The organism is Streptomyces sp. NPDC056160, from assembly GCF_042268205.1.
Classification (GTDB): Bacteria; Actinomycetota; Actinomycetes; order Streptomycetales; family Streptomycetaceae; genus Streptomyces.
In genome coordinates this window covers 12,766-27,380 of record NZ_JBHJUW010000055.1, presented here as the reverse complement: position 1 = coordinate 27,380, position 14,615 = coordinate 12,766, and the positions used below count along the sequence as shown (strand labels likewise).

Genomic DNA, 14,615 nt, shown 5'->3' with positions numbered 1-14,615 from the left:
GGCACGGTAACACCGCTCCTGAGCCGCGGTGCGCTCATCGGGACCGGAACAGGGCACGCATCTCACGGCCGTTGACCAGGCGGACGACGGCGAGCAGGAGCAGTCCGCAGACGCTCTGCTCGATGCGGAGCCAGACGGGGAAGAGGCCGGGCAGCGCCACGATGACGGCGACGGCCGCCGTCATCACGGCCGTGACGATGCGCAGCCGAAGGAAGGCGCGGCGCGAGCCGCGCGCGGCGCCGACGGCGAAGGTGCAGGTGAGGGCCGCACTGCCGGCGACGATGACGGTGCGGGTCCACACCGCGTCGTCGACGACGTCGGCGTGGTCGCGGAGCAGGAAGACGGCGACGAGGGTCGCGACGCTGAGGGCGAGGTAACCGCCGACGAGGCGCCTGACCGGGCGCAGGGCCCCTCCGGTCGGCGCCGGGTCGGATGCGGATGCCGGCTCGGGTACTGCTGCAGGTGAGGTCATACCTCCGAGGGTCGGCCCGCGAGCCCCTCCCACGGCAGTGAGCTGACCCACGACCCTCCCATGACATTTGTCAGGGCTCGCGAACGGCCGCTCCCGACACAGCGGGCCGGGCGCCGGTCGGCGCACCGGTACCACTGGAGGAACTGCCCGAGCACGCGCACTTCGACGAAGCAGTGCCCCTCGGCCGGTTCCTGCGGACAGTGCTGCACCAGCGCAGGCCTGCCCTCGCGGCGTTCCGTCCGCGCCGCCACAGCCGTCGTCCCGCACTTCGAGGTGGAGGCGTCCGTCGCGATGACCGCCGCTCACCCGCGCGCGGTCGGCACCGCTGTGTCTGGCGACGTTGGCCAGCGCCTCGCAGACCACGAAGTACGCAGCGGATTCGACCGCCTGGGTGGGCCGGCCCGGCAGTTCGTGGTCGACGTCGACGGCGACCACGCAGCGGTCGGCGGCGTCAGCGACCGCGGCTTGAAGGCCGTAGTCCGTGAGGACCTTGAGGTGGATGCCGTGGATGAGCTCGCGCAGCTCCGCGAACGCCTCGTCCGTGACCACGATAAGCGAGACCAAGCTGACCCTGTTGCGCCGCGAGCGCATCGGCTTTGTCTTCCAGGCCTTCAACCTGCTGCCCTCGCTGACCGCCGAGCAGAACATGGCCCTGGGGTGGGCATGTGGGGCGCGTTGAGCCTGCTCTCGGTGTGGACGTCCATCGAGCTCCCGTGGGCGACGCTCGCGGCGGCCCTGAGTGCCTGCGTGGTGCTCGCCGCGGGACGTCCTGGCGCGGGTCGTCGCCGGCCTGCCCTCGCGGGCCATCGCCATGGAACTCCGGATCACCGCAGCCACCGTGCAGGACCACCTGAAGAGCGTCTTCGCGAAGACCGGTGTCCGCAGCCGCCGGGAACTGGTGGCGACCATCCTGCACCTGTGAGCGAGCCGTCGCCGCAGCTCCGCTCGCCACGACGACGCCTCGGCACGCCCGGGACCACGAACACCGGGCGAAGCGTCGAGCCGTTCCGTGGCAATGGGCGAGTTCGTAGTCCGCGTTCGCCCAGGCGCCGTCCATCGTCCAGCCGTTCCCGGTGACGCAGAAGTAGCCGGTGGGCGGGCAGGCCGACGGGTTCGCGGATTCCCGGGGCGGAATCGCGGGGAACCGGAGGGGGACGTGGCGCCCGCCGGCGGAGTAGCCGACGGGTTGGGGTGTGACCGGGGTACGCGCCAGAGGGGCAACGAGATGATCTTGAAGCCCTGATGGCTCGGCCCCCGCATTTCAGAGGGACGCGCGCGCTGTTCTGCCAGCGGCAGAACAGCAGCAGGACCGGGCTCGACGATCGCTACAGTCCAGTCTCATGACGGCGATTACAACGCGCACGGTCGAGTACCCGGCCGACGGTCTGACGATGATCGGCCACCTCGCGCTCCCGGCCGGAGTCGACCGCCAGCCCGCGGTACTGCTCGGACCAGAGGGCACGGGACTCAGCGACGTCGAGCGCCGCCGGGCCGATGCCCTCGCCGAGCTGGGATACGTAGCGCTGGCCTTCGACCTTCACGGCGGGCGCTATTTGGGTGACCCCGAGGAGATGCTGGCCCGTTGCATGCCGCTGCTCGCCGACCCCGACCGGATGCGGGGCATCGGCCATGCGGCACTCGACGTGTTGCGCACCGAACCGCGGACCGACCCCGACCGGATCGCCGCCGTCGGTTACGGCACCGGGGGCGCCATCGGGCTGGAACTCGGGCGCGACGGCGTCAGCCTGCGCGCGATCGGGACAGTCAACGCACTGACCACGGGCCGACCGGGCGAGGCGGCGCGCATCCGCTGCCCGGTGTGGGCCGGGGTCGGGTCCGAAGACCCGATCATGCCGCCCTCGCAACGGGACGCGTTCACAGCCGAGATGCAGGCCGCGGGCGTCGACTGGCGCCTCACGGTCTACGGCGGCGCCTTGCACGCCTTCCACCACCCGACGGTCGACCACACCGTGCGCCCCGGCGTCGGCTACCACCCACGGCACGCGCGGCGAGCCTGGCGCGACGTCGTCGACCTGCTCGCCGAGTGCCTGCCCGTGACGGAGGTTCTGGGGGCATGACCCAGGTGAGCACGCTGGCGCCGGGCCTGGTCGGCGTCGGACACCGACCGTCCCCTCCCCTCAAGGCCGCACAGCAGAAGAGTATTTGGGCGGACGCTCGATCGCGCAGACGCGTTCGCAACGGCCGTAGTAAATGCCGGATTCAGCAGTTGGGGTCGCAGGACGGTGCGGCAGCTCACTTGAGGTCATGAAATCCGCTCAGCCGCAACGGGCCGCCCGCTGACCGCAGTCACCGGGCATGCCGAGGCGGGGCACTCGCGCACCGAGGTGGAAGCCGGCGTGAGGAAGGCGGTCCGGTACTCCCGGGAGGGGTGACTTCCGGGGCGGCGGGTCGGCACCGGCAGGTCCGCGAGCAGGCCGGTCAGGACGGGCAGGTCGTCCCGCTCGTGGCAGGTCGGCACGACGACCAGGGCTCTCGGGGGCGCGACGGCCACGGCAAATACTGGGGCAAGGGTCGGGAGCGGTTCAGCGGTACCGGCACTTGGCACTCGGCGTTCGCGGAGCGCTGGTCGCACTCCAGTGGCTGGGGCCTACGCCCTCTGCTGCCGTAGATCGTGGCCGACGCTGATGGCCGTGGCGGCCAGGAAGCCCAGCGCCAGAGTCTCGGTGAGGGAGCCCGGGCGAAGAGCGGTCCGGACGGCGGCGAGGAGGTTCTGGCTCGCGGCGAGGGCCAGTGCTGTCCCGATGTGCAGAAGAGCCGTGGACAGCCGGCGCGTGGTGGGGAGGGTCGCGGTCCTGGAGATACGGGCGACGAGAACACACAGGCGCAGTGCGACGAATCCGAGCGTGAGCCAGTAGTAGGTCACCGCGGCGGTGCCGGCGAAGCCGGTGAGGTGTTCGGCGATGCCGCTCCAGGCCGTCAGGCACAGGGCGACGACCGCTGCGGTCGGGGCTGCCAGGGTGCGGAGCGCGTCGGCCGCCAGGTTGCGCAGCGCTGCGCCGCTCAGCGGTGGAAGCGGTGCGGCGAGGACGATGCCCAGCAGGAGCGGGACCAGCCACAGGCTTGTCGCGGGGTGACGGATGTCGGCCGTGAGGGTGGTGGAGGGCTCGGCCGAGCGCAGCAGCAGCCCGGTGGCCGCGGTGAGCGCGAACAGGGCGACGGTCAGCACGCGGCGGGTCTGGCCGGCGAACGTCTCGGGCCAGTCGCCGGGGTGCAGCCACAGCCGCGCGGCGCCCGCGAGGGTGTCGGGCCAGGAGCGGATGCCCGATGCGGACACCTCGTGGCTGATGTCGTCGCCCCAGCGGTCGCGCACGGGCGGCGGGTAGAGCCGGGTCAGGAGCGTGGCCGCGTTCATGCCGGGGTGATCCCGAGTGCGCGCAGGCCGGCGGCGGAGATGCGGGCCATCTGCTGGAGCTCGGTGCGCAGTTGGTCGCGGCCCGCTTCGGTGATCTGCATGGTGCGGTGGCGTTCTTGGGCTTCCGCCGCCTGGTCCGCAGGCTGGATCAGCTCGCGCGCCTCCAGCCGGGACAGTGCTCCGTAGAGGCTGCCGGGGCCGAGTTTGCGGCCGGTGAGTTCTTCGATCGCGGTGTTGATGGCGTATCCGTGCAGCGGGCCGTCCGCGAGGACGGTGAGCACGAGCATCTGGGCGTCGTTGCTGTGCATGGGTCTCCTTGCCTCCGGTTCCCCATGATACGAGCCGCGATACTACTTGTCACGTAGTACGAAGTGCGTACTATAGCGAGCCATGGAATACGTGAAGGAGAACGGCCGGGCCTACTCGGCGGTGGTCTGGACGAGCCTCGGCGCTGCCGGTGTGTTCGAGGCGTTGACGGTGCTCGCGACCCAGGACAACACGGTCAGGGCGGCCAGCCCGTGGCAGGACGACCCGTACGACGTGGTGGTGTCCTTGGCTCAGTTCGCGGTGCCGATGCTCGCCTTGGTGATCGCGTTGCGGCTGCTCGCGTGGCGGGCGCCGGGGGGTTCGGACCGGGTGCGGCAGACGGTGCGTGCGGCGGGGGCGATGGTCACGCTGGTCGGGCTCACGGTGGTGTCCGAGTGGGCCGCGGTCTTCATCAGGACGCCTGCCTCATCCTCGGGGACATGGGCCTCGGTCCTGATCGGCGGGCTGGTGGTCAACTCCGTACTCACCTTCGTGGCAGCCGTCTCGCTCCGGCGATGTCGACGCCGGCGTCCTTCGGCGGGCGGCCCGCGGAACGACTGGCTCGGCGACGCCGTCTTCCTCTGCCGGCAAATTCCCGTACTGCGGCGCCGGTTCGGCCCGGACGAGGTGGTCTGGGTGCGCCGTCGCGCGATGACGGTGTTCCTCACGCTGAGCTCGCTGGCCGCGGCAGCCGTCACCGGCGCGCAGGCCATCGGCGAACGCTGGACGGATCCGCTGCTCATAGCCTGGTTTCTGATCGTCGCAGCGACCTCAAATCTCGCTTTCTGCGTGATCAGCAACGCGGTCGCGGGATTCATCGCCCGCCCGCCGCGCACCCGGCCCCGCCGTATCGCCGAGGCAGCGGCCGTCGCCGGATGCGTCGCGGTCAGTGTGGCCACGGCGTTCCGTGACGCACTGTGGCCGCTGTTCGGGACGGGATCGCTGACGTCCGTGCCGGCCCTGGCTGTCCTCACACTCGGCGCGGGTCTGGCCACGTCCCTGGTCACAGCCGCTCTCCTGCTCGCCTGTTTCCCGCATGGCTCCTCCGGCCCGCGCCGCCGCTTCGGCGCGGCCGCCGCCCACCTCCGACGCCCAGGCACGCACCGGTGAAAGGCGTGACGATGCGACCGTCCACATCCCATGAACAGGCAAACCCGACGATCCGTGCCCTCGAGCTGTCCAAACGGTACGGACGCAGGCAGGCCGTCAGCAAGCTCAGCTTCACCGTGGAAGCCGGTCAGATCTGCGCGCTGCTGGGCCCGAACGGGGCGGGCAAGACCTCCGCGATGCGCATGCTGGTCGGCCTCTCGTCCCCGGACACCGGCACCGCCCGCATCCTGGGCGAGCCGGTCGGTCCGGGCGCGGACGTGCTGCGCGCAGTCGGCGTTCTCATCGACGGCCCGGCGTTCGTGCCACACCTCACCGGCCGGGCCAACCTGCGGCTCCTGTGGTCGGCGACACGACAGACATGGCCGCCCCCCGCTCTGGACGACGCCCTGGACCTCGCCGGTCTCGGCGAGGCGCTCGAGCGCAAGGTCAAGGGCTATTCGATGGGGATGAAGCAGCGGCTGATGCTGGCCCAGGCCCTGATGCGGAGACCGGATGTGCTGATCCTGGACGAGCCCGCCAACGGACTGGACCCCGGTGAGGTCCGGGCCCTGCGCGAGTACCTGGGGGAAGTGGCCCGAGGAGGGGCCGCCGTACTCGTCTCCAGCCACCAGCTCGCCGAGGTGCAGCAGTTGGCGACCCACGTCGTCGTGATGAACCACGGCCGGCTGATCGCCGCAGGACCGATGGACGAACTGCTCGGCGCCGCCGGCACCTACCGACTCCAGGTGGACGACACGGAGAAGGGGGCCGCGCACTGCCAGGCGTCGCGACGGCAACGACACAGCGGGACGCGATCGTCGTCACCGCGCCCGGCGTGCACTCCCGCGACCTGGTCCGCGCGCTGGTCACGCAGGGCATCGGCGTCACGTCCGTGCGGCAGGAGAGCAAGTCCCTGGAAGAAGCGTTCCTGACCATGACCGAAGGAGCCGGCGAGCATGCTGCGCGTTGAACTGACCACCCAGCTCCTGCGGATCCGCACGCTCCTCGTACTCGCCTGTCTGGCCGCTGTGCCCGTACTGTCCGGCCTTTCGTACGCCTCGGACGCCGGGCATCGCAACGGCCGCCAGACCGGCCTGTTCGGCGCCTCCCCCTACTCCGCGCTCAACCACGCCATGGCGAGCATGGCGTTCGTCGAACCGCTGCTCCTGCCCATCATGGTGGCTCTGCCGGCCGCCGCGATCGCCTCGTCCGACCGGGAGTGGGGAACCCTGCGCTACCTGTACGTCGCGCCGGTGAGCCGAGCACGCCTGCTGGCGGCGAAGCTCGGAACTCTGGTTGTCGTGACCGCGATCGCGACCCTGTGCGTTCTGGCGGCCGGCCTGCTCGCCGGCGTCGCCGTCTTCGGCTGGCACCCGTTCCACATCGTCGGCGCTCCGAATCTCACCGGCGGCGAGACGACCACCCGCGTCCTGTCGGCGACCGGCTACTGCCTGCTGTGCATGCTGAGCATCGCAACGATCGCCTTCGCCCTGGGACTCCTGCTGCCCCGCGGTGTCGAAGCCCTCGGCACCGCCGTGGCCTTCGTGATCGCTGCCAGCCTGTTCAACGGCGCGCATGCCCTGCACACCGTGCAGGTTGTCCTGCCCGTGCACTACTGGCAGGACTGGACCCACCTGTTCGACCCCTCCGGGACCGCCCACCTCGGCACCGGCATCGTGGTCCAGGTCGCCACGATCGTCGTGGCCACGTGCTCCGCCGTGCTCGTGCTCTTGCGACGCGACCCCGCGGCATGACACCCGCTCCGCCCGCGATGCCCGAGCTCCGCGACGGGTCTCGCCGCTGCCTGCCGCGGTCGGCGAGGCGGTGGAGACTGCCGGGCCGGCCCTGCCGCTACAGCCTGAGGATGGTTCCCGCCGTCCTCGACAGCACCACCGACGGTGAACCACCATCGTGCCTCCGGGGGAAGGACTTGACTCTCCCACGGAGGGAGACATGAAGGTGGGGACATGGACGACGGCACCCAGTACTCGATCGGTGAGCTGGCTCGGCGCACAGGGCTGACGGTCAAGAAGATCCGGTTCTATTCCGACCGCGGCATCGTGACACCGGCCGATCGCACCCCCGCCGGATACCGCCGCTACGGCCCGGACGCCGTCGTTCGCCTGGCCCTCGTGCGGACACTGCGCGAACTCGGCCTCGGCCTCGACGTGATCGGGCGTGTCACGAACCAGGAACTCACGCTCGGCCAAGTCGCCGCCGAGCACGCGGCCGCCCTGAACGTGCAGATCAGCGTCCTGCGTCTGCGACAAGCCGTGCTCACCACCGCGGCCAGACGCGAGCCGACCTTTGAGGAGATGGAGCGCATGCACCGGCTGGCCACGCTGTCCAAGACCGAGAGACGGCGCCTGATCAGCGAATTCCTCGATGCGATCTTCGACGACGGGCACGTCATGTCCGGTGGAGCCGCCGTACGACGATCCATGACCCCTGAACTGCCCGACAGCCCCACACAGGAACAGGTGGAGGCATGGGTGGAGCTGGCGGAGCTGTCCCTGGATCCCGGCTTCCGTGACGCCCTGCGAAGCCTGGTCGAAGACCACGTGGCCGATCTGCCCGACGGCGTCGTCACGCCGCCCCGCCCGGACGTCTTCGCGGTCACCCGCGAACGCGTGGCAGCAGCCGTGAAATCCGGAATCAGCCCCGACTCACCGCAGGCCGATCCTGTGGTCGCGACGCTCACCGCGGAGTGTGCGCTCGCCGTCGGCCGCGCCGACGACGCTCAGCTGCAGGACTGGCTGTTGCACCGGCTGGAGTCCGCGAACGGCCCACGCAAGGACCGGTACTTCCACCTGCTCGCAGTGATCAATGACTGGCCGGCCCCCGAGCCCCTGGCGCCACTGATCGACTGGTCCGTCCAGGCCCTGCGGGCGCGAGCGGCCCGATGACGCGACCGACGAACAGGATCGGTACCCGGTTGGGGGTGGACGCCACGCAGTCGTCCACCGCTCTCCTTCTGCGTCAGTGGCGGGCGGTGGATACGGCCGAGCTGGTCGGGCTGCATCGGGACGGTTCCATGCGCCGCTGGGCCGGCTCCGGCATCCAGGACGAGGCGGACGCGGCACGGTGGGTTCACGAGCAACAACGAGGGTGGGAGACCGGTGACCGCTTCGCATTCGCCGTCGTAGAGCCCGAAGCCGCAGGTGGCGAGGAGCGATTGATGGGGCACATCGTCCTCAAGGGCGTTGCCCCTGGCTCCCCGACCGCCGAGGTCGGCTACTGGACCGCGGCGCACACGCGCGGTCGGGGAGTCGCTTCCCGCGCGCTGCGTACGCTCACCGACTGGGCCTTCACCACCTTCGCGGGTGACGGACTGACACGCATGCACCTACTTCACCAAGCGGACAACCCGGCGTCGTGCCGGGTCGCACAGAAGTGCCACTACGAACTGACCGAGCTCCTGCCCACGGCACCGCCCGCATATCCCCTCGACGGCCACCTTCACGTGCGCGAGCGCATCCTTCGAGCCACGGGCAGGCCGACGCGGCCGGGTTGAAGCCGAGGGCTTCGACGGGGCAGAGGCTGCGGGCATTTCGACCACGACGTCAGCCGTTCCACCGGGTCGTTGACGGTCAGGCAGAGGGGCGTCGACGGGTGCCGTCGCCGCTTCCGTTCAGCGGGATCAAGGTCTCCAGATGAGCGCCCTTGACCCAGGAGCCCAGCAGGTCGCGGTGCAGAGCCACGATGTCCTGGCGCAGCGCCAGGCCCAGTGCGGCCTTCGTGAACGTGCGGCAGGTGGTGACGAACAAGGCGACGTCGGCGCCGTGTTCGGGGCGGGCGGTGCCGACGAACTTCTGCATGTCCTGCGAGGACACGCTCCGCTGCGGCGCATACTTCTTGCACTGGACGACCAGCTTGCGGCCGTCGGACAGGTAGCCGACGACGTCCGCGCCCAGGTCGCCGCTCCTGCCGCTGATGACGACCTTCGTGCAGCCGTCCCGCCGGCACAGTTCGGCGACATAGGTCTCGAACTCCCGCCACGACAACGCGTCGACCTCGGCCATCGACAACTCCCTTGCCCTGGCCTCCTCCTGGGCCCGCCACGCGCGGTCCTGGCCGACCGCGCGACGGTGCGCCCGCAGCAGCGCCCATCCGGCCCCGACCACCACGGCCGCGGCGAGCACGGCCACCAGGACGGGCCACACCACCGTCCAGTGCCCGGCCACCCACACCGCGGCAGCCAGCGCCACCAGCCCGCCCCAGCCCTGCAACTGCCTGCACGTCCGCTTCTTCAAACGCCGGCGCCGTCGTCGTGCTGCCATCACTCCCCCGTTCCCACGACCAGTGGCCCGCACCCCGACCGTCCCCTGCGTGTGCGGAGACTCATCGGCCGGCCTGCGTGACGCCGCTCGCAAGCTGTCCCACGATGTTCGAGATCCCCTGGCCCGCCGGGGTGGGCGCGATAAGGACGCCCAAGGAGCGCCGACTTCCCGGTCGCTTCGGCGCCGCGCAGGGCGTAGGAGGCGCGGGCCGCGGCATCTGCGGCGGACGGGGGCCAGCACCGCCGATCACTCGGTGTTGGGCAAGAGGCCCTGACAGAAGTCGTTGAGGGCATCCAGTGGGAGTGATCTCGGGTGGCCCCGGCTGAAGGGCCTCCAGGCCCCGCCCGCCCTGTGAATGAACGGATCGCACGGCGGAGCACTGGCTCCGACCTGGAACCTCGCCTGCAAAGCCGATCGGTCGGCTCAGCGGACGCGGTCGTAGACGAGGGCCAGCGTGCCGTGCCCGCCCGCGGCCTGACTGACGAGTGTCCACTGCCCTGCGGGCAGACCGTCGTCGAAGAGGCGGGGCCCGCCACCGAGGAAGACCGGGAAGATCGTGAGCGCCAGCCGGTCGACCTTGTCGCTCGCCAGCAGCGCCTTGATGACGCTCGCGCTGGACAGCACGAGGATGTCACCGCCTTCCGTTGCCTTCAGGTCCCCGACCACCTCGGCGGCCGGCTTGTCGACGACCGTCGCCCGCTCCCACGGCGCTTCGTCGCGAGGGTCGAGGAGAGCACCACCTTGTCGGTGTCGACGAGCCACCTCGCGAAGCCCTCGTCGCGCGGGTCGGCGCTCTCCATGCCGATGACGGTGGGCCAGAAGCCGAGGAACCCCTCGGCGTTGACCCGCCCCAGCAGGGCCGTCGTGGCCGGCTCCCAGAGGCTCGTCAGGTGGTCGCGGGCGACGTCTGAGACGGCGTACGGCATCACCCAGCTCATGTCCAGCGGGTTGTCCGGCGCGGCGTAGCGGCCGTCGAGGGAGAGGGCCAGGTTGGTGACGACTCTGCGGCCGGCGACCTGCTCTGTCATGTCGTGCTCCTCGTGTCGGTGCTGTCGGTGTCGTGCGAGTCCGCGGCGAGGGTCGCCGCGAGCCTGTCCAGGCTCTGGCCGAAGCCGATCTCGATGCCGGCGATGAAGTCCGCGGCGTCGATCGCGCTGTCCGTGATGCGCCAGTGGACGTCGAGATGTGAGCCCGTGTCGGTGGGCCCGAGGACCATGTCGACGTGAGCGGTGAAGGCGAGGCGGCCGTCGGGAAGCAGCGGGGAGAGCCGGTAGGCGAGGCCCTCACCGGGGCGTACGTCGTCGACGACACCCTCTGCGCGGCCTGCGACCAGGTGGGAACCATCGGCGTCTTCGGCGTCGCGGTACTCCTGGACGATCCGCCCACCGGGTCGCGCCTCGAAGACGAGCTCGCAGACGCGGAGGTCCTCGGGGGTCCACCAGTGCGCCAGCAGGACGGCCTCGGTCAGGTGGCGCCAGACCAACTCCGGGCGCCCCGCCAGCGACCGGTGGAACGTGAACGAGCGCTCGTCGGCCCATCCCGGCTCCTTCGCGGCGAGCCGCTCCGCGTGGAGGCCGCGCTCGTAGCGGTCGTACGTCGCGTGCGGGCCGCTGACCTGTTCCGCGGTGTCGGCGATGCGGCTGAGCGCGGCCGCCAGGTCCCGCAGGGGGCCGGGCCGGAGTGCGTAGATGCGGCGCTGACCGGTGCGCTGGGAGGTCACGACACCGGCGCGTTCAAGGGTCTGCAGGTGCTTGGTCGTCTGCGGCTGGCGCGCCTCGGCGAGCCGGGCGAGGATGCCGACCGGGTGGGGCCGCTCGGCCAGCAGCTTGACGAGCCGCCAGCGGGCCGGGTCGGCCAGTGCGGCGAGAAGTGCGTCCATGGCCACGATTATTCCTGGCTACGAATATTCGTGTCAAGGAATACTTTGGCTGGCTGCGGCAGAACTGCCGGGCCAGGCTGGTTCCGGACTGGCGCGGCCGGCTGGCCCCGGACCGGCCGCGGCAGGCTGGCTCCGGACTGGCGCCGCCCTCTTCGCGGCCTCCGGCTCGCTCACCGCCGACACCTGAACGTCCTGACAAAGGCGTCGTACGCGCCTGGAGGGGATGCGGCAGCGGGCGGACGAGCCGACAGCCAGGCACCGGGAGGTGCCGGTCCCGCCAGCGTGCGTACCGTGAGCCGCATTCTCCGTGGCCTCGCGACGACGGTGCTGATTTCCTTCCATGCGCACTCAATTCCGTGGCCACCACCCGGGCTTGAAAACCACCGGCCGCGAAACCGGTCGCGAGCGGGGGAAGCCGCACACGCGAAATGAAAGGCGCCCTTCCGCACCGTTGGCGCGCCTCCGCAAAGCACCGTTCGAACCCCGTTGATCGTCATCGGCTCTGGGATCCCAGCACAGCGACGCATCCCCACCCAGCGCTGTGAACTGCCCATACCTGGACATTGGAAGCAAGCTTTCCATGACCTGCGTCACGCCGGCATGAGCCGACCTCACGCTTTCATGGGAAATGTGCCTGCTCGAACAATTTTCATGCCACAGTGCACCGTTGGCATCCCGACAGGTCCAACTTCCGCACATTTCCAGGATGTTGATACTGTTCACGAATTGCGGCGGGCGTCGATCCACGGATCCGCCGTCCGTCACGGCGCGAAATCCGACACGTCACCGCATTACTCGCAGAAGGGAAAGTCCCGTATGCAGAAAGCTTTCTGGAGCAGACGCCGCGGCCTCGGCGCGCTCGCGGCCGCGACCGCTGTCGCCGCCACCTCTTCGGTCCTGTGGCCGGCCACCGCCACGGCCGCCGAGACAGCGGGCACCGGCCCGGTGCCGCTGCCGGAAACCGAGCGCGCCAGGGCCGTCCGCGCGTGGCCGACCGGCGGCAAGGGCGTCAAGGCCGCCACCATCACGGCCCTCTACGGGACCGACACGGGGATCCGGGGCGCCGCGGACAAGGCGCTCGGCGGCGGCCTCGTCGAGCCCGTCGTCGACAAGATCACAGACACCGGCACGGACCTGGTCTCCGGCATCACGAAGGGCCTCAGCGACATCTGGGGCCTGACTGCCTGATCCCGCCCGTCCTCTCTCCCGGGGCGCCGCGATCAGGCAGCGCCCCTGCCCTCTCCTCTCACGGAAAGTTCCTGCCTCCATGCATGGAATACCTGGCGGGCGCGCCACAAGAAGACGCGCCCGCTCGACGGTCCTGACCGTCCTCACCGCCCTGACCCTCGTCCTCACGACAGCCGCGACGAGCCAGGCGGCCGAGCCGCCCGCGCCGGCGAAGGCCGCGTCCGCCACCAAGTCCGCAGCGTCCGGCGCGGAGACCACCGGGACCAGCAGGTTCGCGGCCGGCTCCGGTGAGGACTGCACCGCCACCGCGCCGGGCTCCAAGGAGCGCCGCGCAGGTGCCGTCGAGTCCTGTGTGACGGTCGCCCCCGCCCCCGCCCCCGCGAAGGCGAAGACCCGCACCGGCGTGGCCGCCACCGCCGCGGCCGCCGCCGGCAGCTGCGACATCACCAGCCCCGGCAACTACAGCTACGAGCGCTTCTCGTACTGCGTGACCGGCATCAACGTCACCTACATCCTCCGCAACAGCGACGGCGTCGAGCTGGGCCGCGGCGTCCTGGAGGTCTCCACCGGCGGTGACCTCTCTGCGACGGCCACGACCTGGAGCGAGCAGGTCTCCGTCACCATGATCAGCGCCACCGGCGACGTCGCCGCGCTGAACGCCAAGTTCCGCGCCTCCTGCGACGCCGGCTGCACGGCCACCAAGAGCGCTCCCTGGTTCGGCGGCAGCATCGTCCTCGGCCAGACCCTGACCGGCACCGTCACCTATTCCTCGTCCCAGACGACGGGTTCCTCCGCCTCCTTCTACACGGCGTACGCGATGTACGTGACGTCACCGGGCGCGACGGCGGTCGACCCGAACGCGTCGTGGAAGAACGCGCGTCAGATCAGGTGCGACGACGCGGTCGGCGGCACTTCGGTGGCGGGCTGTGCCGTGCCCTCCGTCATGGCCGTCGTGCCGATGAAGGCGACGAGCGCGGACGCGGGCGGCGCCGTGGCCACCTACGGCTGGGCCCAGCAGAACCTCAGCGGCGCCTGGGGGAAGAAGGGCAGCCCCCTGACCCGGTCGACGAGCGGCGTGACCGACCGCACCGCCACCACCTGTGCGGGCTTCACGGCCCAGGCGGAGCTCGTCGAGAGTGACACCTGCGCCGGCTTCCCCTTCGGGGAGGCGAAGGAGGGCGGTGCCGCCGGCGACCGGTGCGTCGAGGTGATCCCCAACCTCGGCAACGGCGAATGGGACACCTACGTCCTCAACGACGGCCACGTCCTCGACCCCGCCTCACTCTGCGTTCAGTCCCATGTCACCCCCGCCGACAAGCAGTTCGCCCAGACGCAGCTCGCCGACGGCTTCACGGCCCAGCGGGTGATCGACGCCGACAAGTTCGAGCTGACGGTCTCGACGCCGGACACCGGACCGCAGGCCAGCTGTTTGAACGACCCCCCGCCGGCCGGAGCGCTTCCCAACGGCGACGGCTGGTTCAAGAACACGACCGAGCCGGTTCCGCTCGTCAACCAGACTGCCCCGGCGGACGGGCCCGGACAGCGGCCGACCCAGGCACAGGCATGCCTGGGGAAGAAGACCACCAAGGGAAGCGGAACCAGCGATCCCGTCACCGGGTACAAGGACGCGGAGGCCTTCAAGAAGGCGAACGGAGTCACCAACGGGCTGGCCCGGTGCCATCTCATCGCAAGGATCCTCGGCGGAATGGGCACGACTGCGCTGACCCGGTCCAATCTCGTCCCCTGCTGGCAGTCCGGGATGAACACGGGCACGCCCAGCATGCGGACCTACGAGGACATGGTGCAGAGAATGATCCAGGACCCCAGCTCCACTCTCGGAGCGAACGACGCGATCTTCTACCAGGTGACGCCCGTCTACAAGGACGCGAACAGCACCATTCCGGTGGGCGTCACGATGCGCGCCGACATCCAACGGGCGAACGGCACGACCGAGGAACTGTTCCCCAACGTCTACGTCACCAACACCCTGATGAATACTGGGACGCTCAACCTCGGTAACTGATTTGA

At 70.5% G+C, this 14,615-nt stretch carries 15 protein-coding genes and 3 pseudogenes; 10 read left to right on the top strand and 8 right to left on the bottom strand.

The genetic code is table 11. The annotated features are described in order from the left end of the window. Window positions 1–34: 34 nt before the first annotated feature. The gene (locus tag ACFC02_RS21290) at window positions 35–472 is read right to left on the bottom strand and encodes a hypothetical protein (protein ID WP_376359433.1); all 438 of its coding nucleotides are present in this window, start codon (window positions 470–472) and stop codon (window positions 35–37) included. A gap of 168 nt (window positions 473–640) precedes the next feature. Beyond that, a pseudogene (locus tag ACFC02_RS21285) lies at window positions 641–1,006 on the bottom strand (sensor histidine kinase); the annotation flags it as partial. A 10-nt stretch (window positions 1,007–1,016) separates the two neighbouring features. On the opposite strand from ACFC02_RS21285, the pseudogene ACFC02_RS21280 reads away from it, so the two are divergent. From ACFC02_RS21280 to ACFC02_RS21270, 3 genes and pseudogenes are all read left to right on the top strand, one after another. Beyond that, window positions 1,017–1,127 (top strand): annotated as a pseudogene (locus tag ACFC02_RS21280) (ABC transporter ATP-binding protein); the annotation flags it as partial. An 84-nt stretch (window positions 1,128–1,211) separates the two neighbouring features. Then, window positions 1,212–1,394 (top strand): helix-turn-helix transcriptional regulator, encoded by a 183-nt coding sequence (locus tag ACFC02_RS21275; RefSeq protein WP_376359370.1) that lies wholly within the window; start codon window positions 1,212–1,214, stop codon window positions 1,392–1,394. Between the two features lie 418 nt (window positions 1,395–1,812). After that, window positions 1,813–2,550, top strand: coding sequence for a dienelactone hydrolase family protein (locus ACFC02_RS21270; RefSeq protein ID WP_376359367.1), 738 nt, complete (start codon window positions 1,813–1,815; stop codon window positions 2,548–2,550). A 185-nt stretch (window positions 2,551–2,735) separates the two neighbouring features. On the opposite strand, the gene ACFC02_RS21265 is transcribed toward ACFC02_RS21270, so the two are convergent. The 3 genes from ACFC02_RS21265 to ACFC02_RS21255 all read right to left on the bottom strand — a co-directional run bounded on the left by ACFC02_RS21265 (window position 2,736) and on the right by ACFC02_RS21255 (window position 4,153). Then, window positions 2,736–2,984, bottom strand: a complete 249-nt coding sequence (locus ACFC02_RS21265) for a hypothetical protein (protein ID WP_376359364.1) — start codon at window positions 2,982–2,984, stop codon at window positions 2,736–2,738. Window positions 2,985–3,080: 96 nt separating this feature from the next. Then, window positions 3,081–3,845, bottom strand: coding sequence for a hypothetical protein (locus ACFC02_RS21260; protein WP_376359361.1), 765 nt, complete (start codon window positions 3,843–3,845; stop codon window positions 3,081–3,083). Further along, window positions 3,842–4,153 (bottom strand): PadR family transcriptional regulator, encoded by a 312-nt coding sequence (locus tag ACFC02_RS21255; protein ID WP_376359358.1) that lies wholly within the window; start codon window positions 4,151–4,153, stop codon window positions 3,842–3,844. The genes ACFC02_RS21260 and ACFC02_RS21255 overlap by 4 nt, the downstream gene beginning before the upstream one ends. An 82-nt stretch (window positions 4,154–4,235) precedes the next feature. Between ACFC02_RS21255 and ACFC02_RS21250 the strand changes: the two genes are divergently transcribed. From ACFC02_RS21250 to ACFC02_RS21230, 5 genes are all read left to right on the top strand, one after another. Then, window positions 4,236–5,261, top strand: coding sequence for a hypothetical protein (locus ACFC02_RS21250; RefSeq protein ID WP_376359355.1), 1,026 nt, complete (start codon window positions 4,236–4,238; stop codon window positions 5,259–5,261). A gap of 11 nt (window positions 5,262–5,272) precedes the next feature. Continuing rightward, window positions 5,273–6,172, top strand: a complete 900-nt coding sequence (locus ACFC02_RS21245) for an ABC transporter ATP-binding protein (protein ID WP_376359352.1) — start codon at window positions 5,273–5,275, stop codon at window positions 6,170–6,172. A gap of 24 nt (window positions 6,173–6,196) precedes the next feature. Further along, window positions 6,197–6,994, top strand: coding sequence for an ABC transporter permease (locus tag ACFC02_RS21240; RefSeq protein WP_376359349.1), 798 nt, complete (start codon window positions 6,197–6,199; stop codon window positions 6,992–6,994). Window positions 6,995–7,207: 213 nt separating this feature from the next. Continuing rightward, window positions 7,208–8,146 carry a MerR family transcriptional regulator gene (locus tag ACFC02_RS21235; protein ID WP_376359345.1) on the top strand — a complete coding sequence of 313 codons (939 nt, stop codon included), beginning with the start codon at window positions 7,208–7,210 and terminating at the stop codon, window positions 8,144–8,146. 35 nt (window positions 8,147–8,181) lie between these two features. Continuing rightward, window positions 8,182–8,754: a GNAT family N-acetyltransferase gene (locus ACFC02_RS21230; RefSeq protein WP_376359342.1), complete on the top strand. Its 573-nt coding sequence runs from the start codon at window positions 8,182–8,184 to the stop codon at window positions 8,752–8,754. Window positions 8,755–8,830: 76 nt separating this feature from the next. Here the strand turns inward: ACFC02_RS21230 and ACFC02_RS21225 are convergent, their stop codons facing one another. The 3 genes and pseudogenes from ACFC02_RS21225 to ACFC02_RS21215 all read right to left on the bottom strand — a co-directional run bounded on the left by ACFC02_RS21225 (window position 8,831) and on the right by ACFC02_RS21215 (window position 11,399). Next, window positions 8,831–9,520, bottom strand: coding sequence for a restriction endonuclease (locus ACFC02_RS21225; protein ID WP_376359340.1), 690 nt, complete (start codon window positions 9,518–9,520; stop codon window positions 8,831–8,833). 423 nt (window positions 9,521–9,943) lie between these two features. Continuing rightward, window positions 9,944–10,548, bottom strand: a pseudogene (locus ACFC02_RS21220) (dihydrofolate reductase family protein). Continuing rightward, entirely contained in the window at window positions 10,545–11,399 is an 855-nt protein-coding gene (locus tag ACFC02_RS21215; RefSeq protein ID WP_376359337.1) for a metalloregulator ArsR/SmtB family transcription factor, read from the bottom strand. Before ACFC02_RS21215 ends, ACFC02_RS21220 begins: the two are co-directional and overlap by 4 nt. A gap of 816 nt (window positions 11,400–12,215) precedes the next feature. Here ACFC02_RS21215 and ACFC02_RS21210 point away from each other — a divergent pair. Both ACFC02_RS21210 and ACFC02_RS21205 read left to right on the top strand, forming a co-directional pair. Then, window positions 12,216–12,587: a hypothetical protein gene (locus ACFC02_RS21210; protein ID WP_376359334.1), complete on the top strand. Its 372-nt coding sequence runs from the start codon at window positions 12,216–12,218 to the stop codon at window positions 12,585–12,587. Window positions 12,588–12,666: 79 nt separating this feature from the next. Next, window positions 12,667–14,610 (top strand): DNA/RNA non-specific endonuclease, encoded by a 1,944-nt coding sequence (locus tag ACFC02_RS21205; RefSeq protein ID WP_376359331.1) that lies wholly within the window; start codon window positions 12,667–12,669, stop codon window positions 14,608–14,610. Window positions 14,611–14,615: the final 5 nt, after the last annotated feature.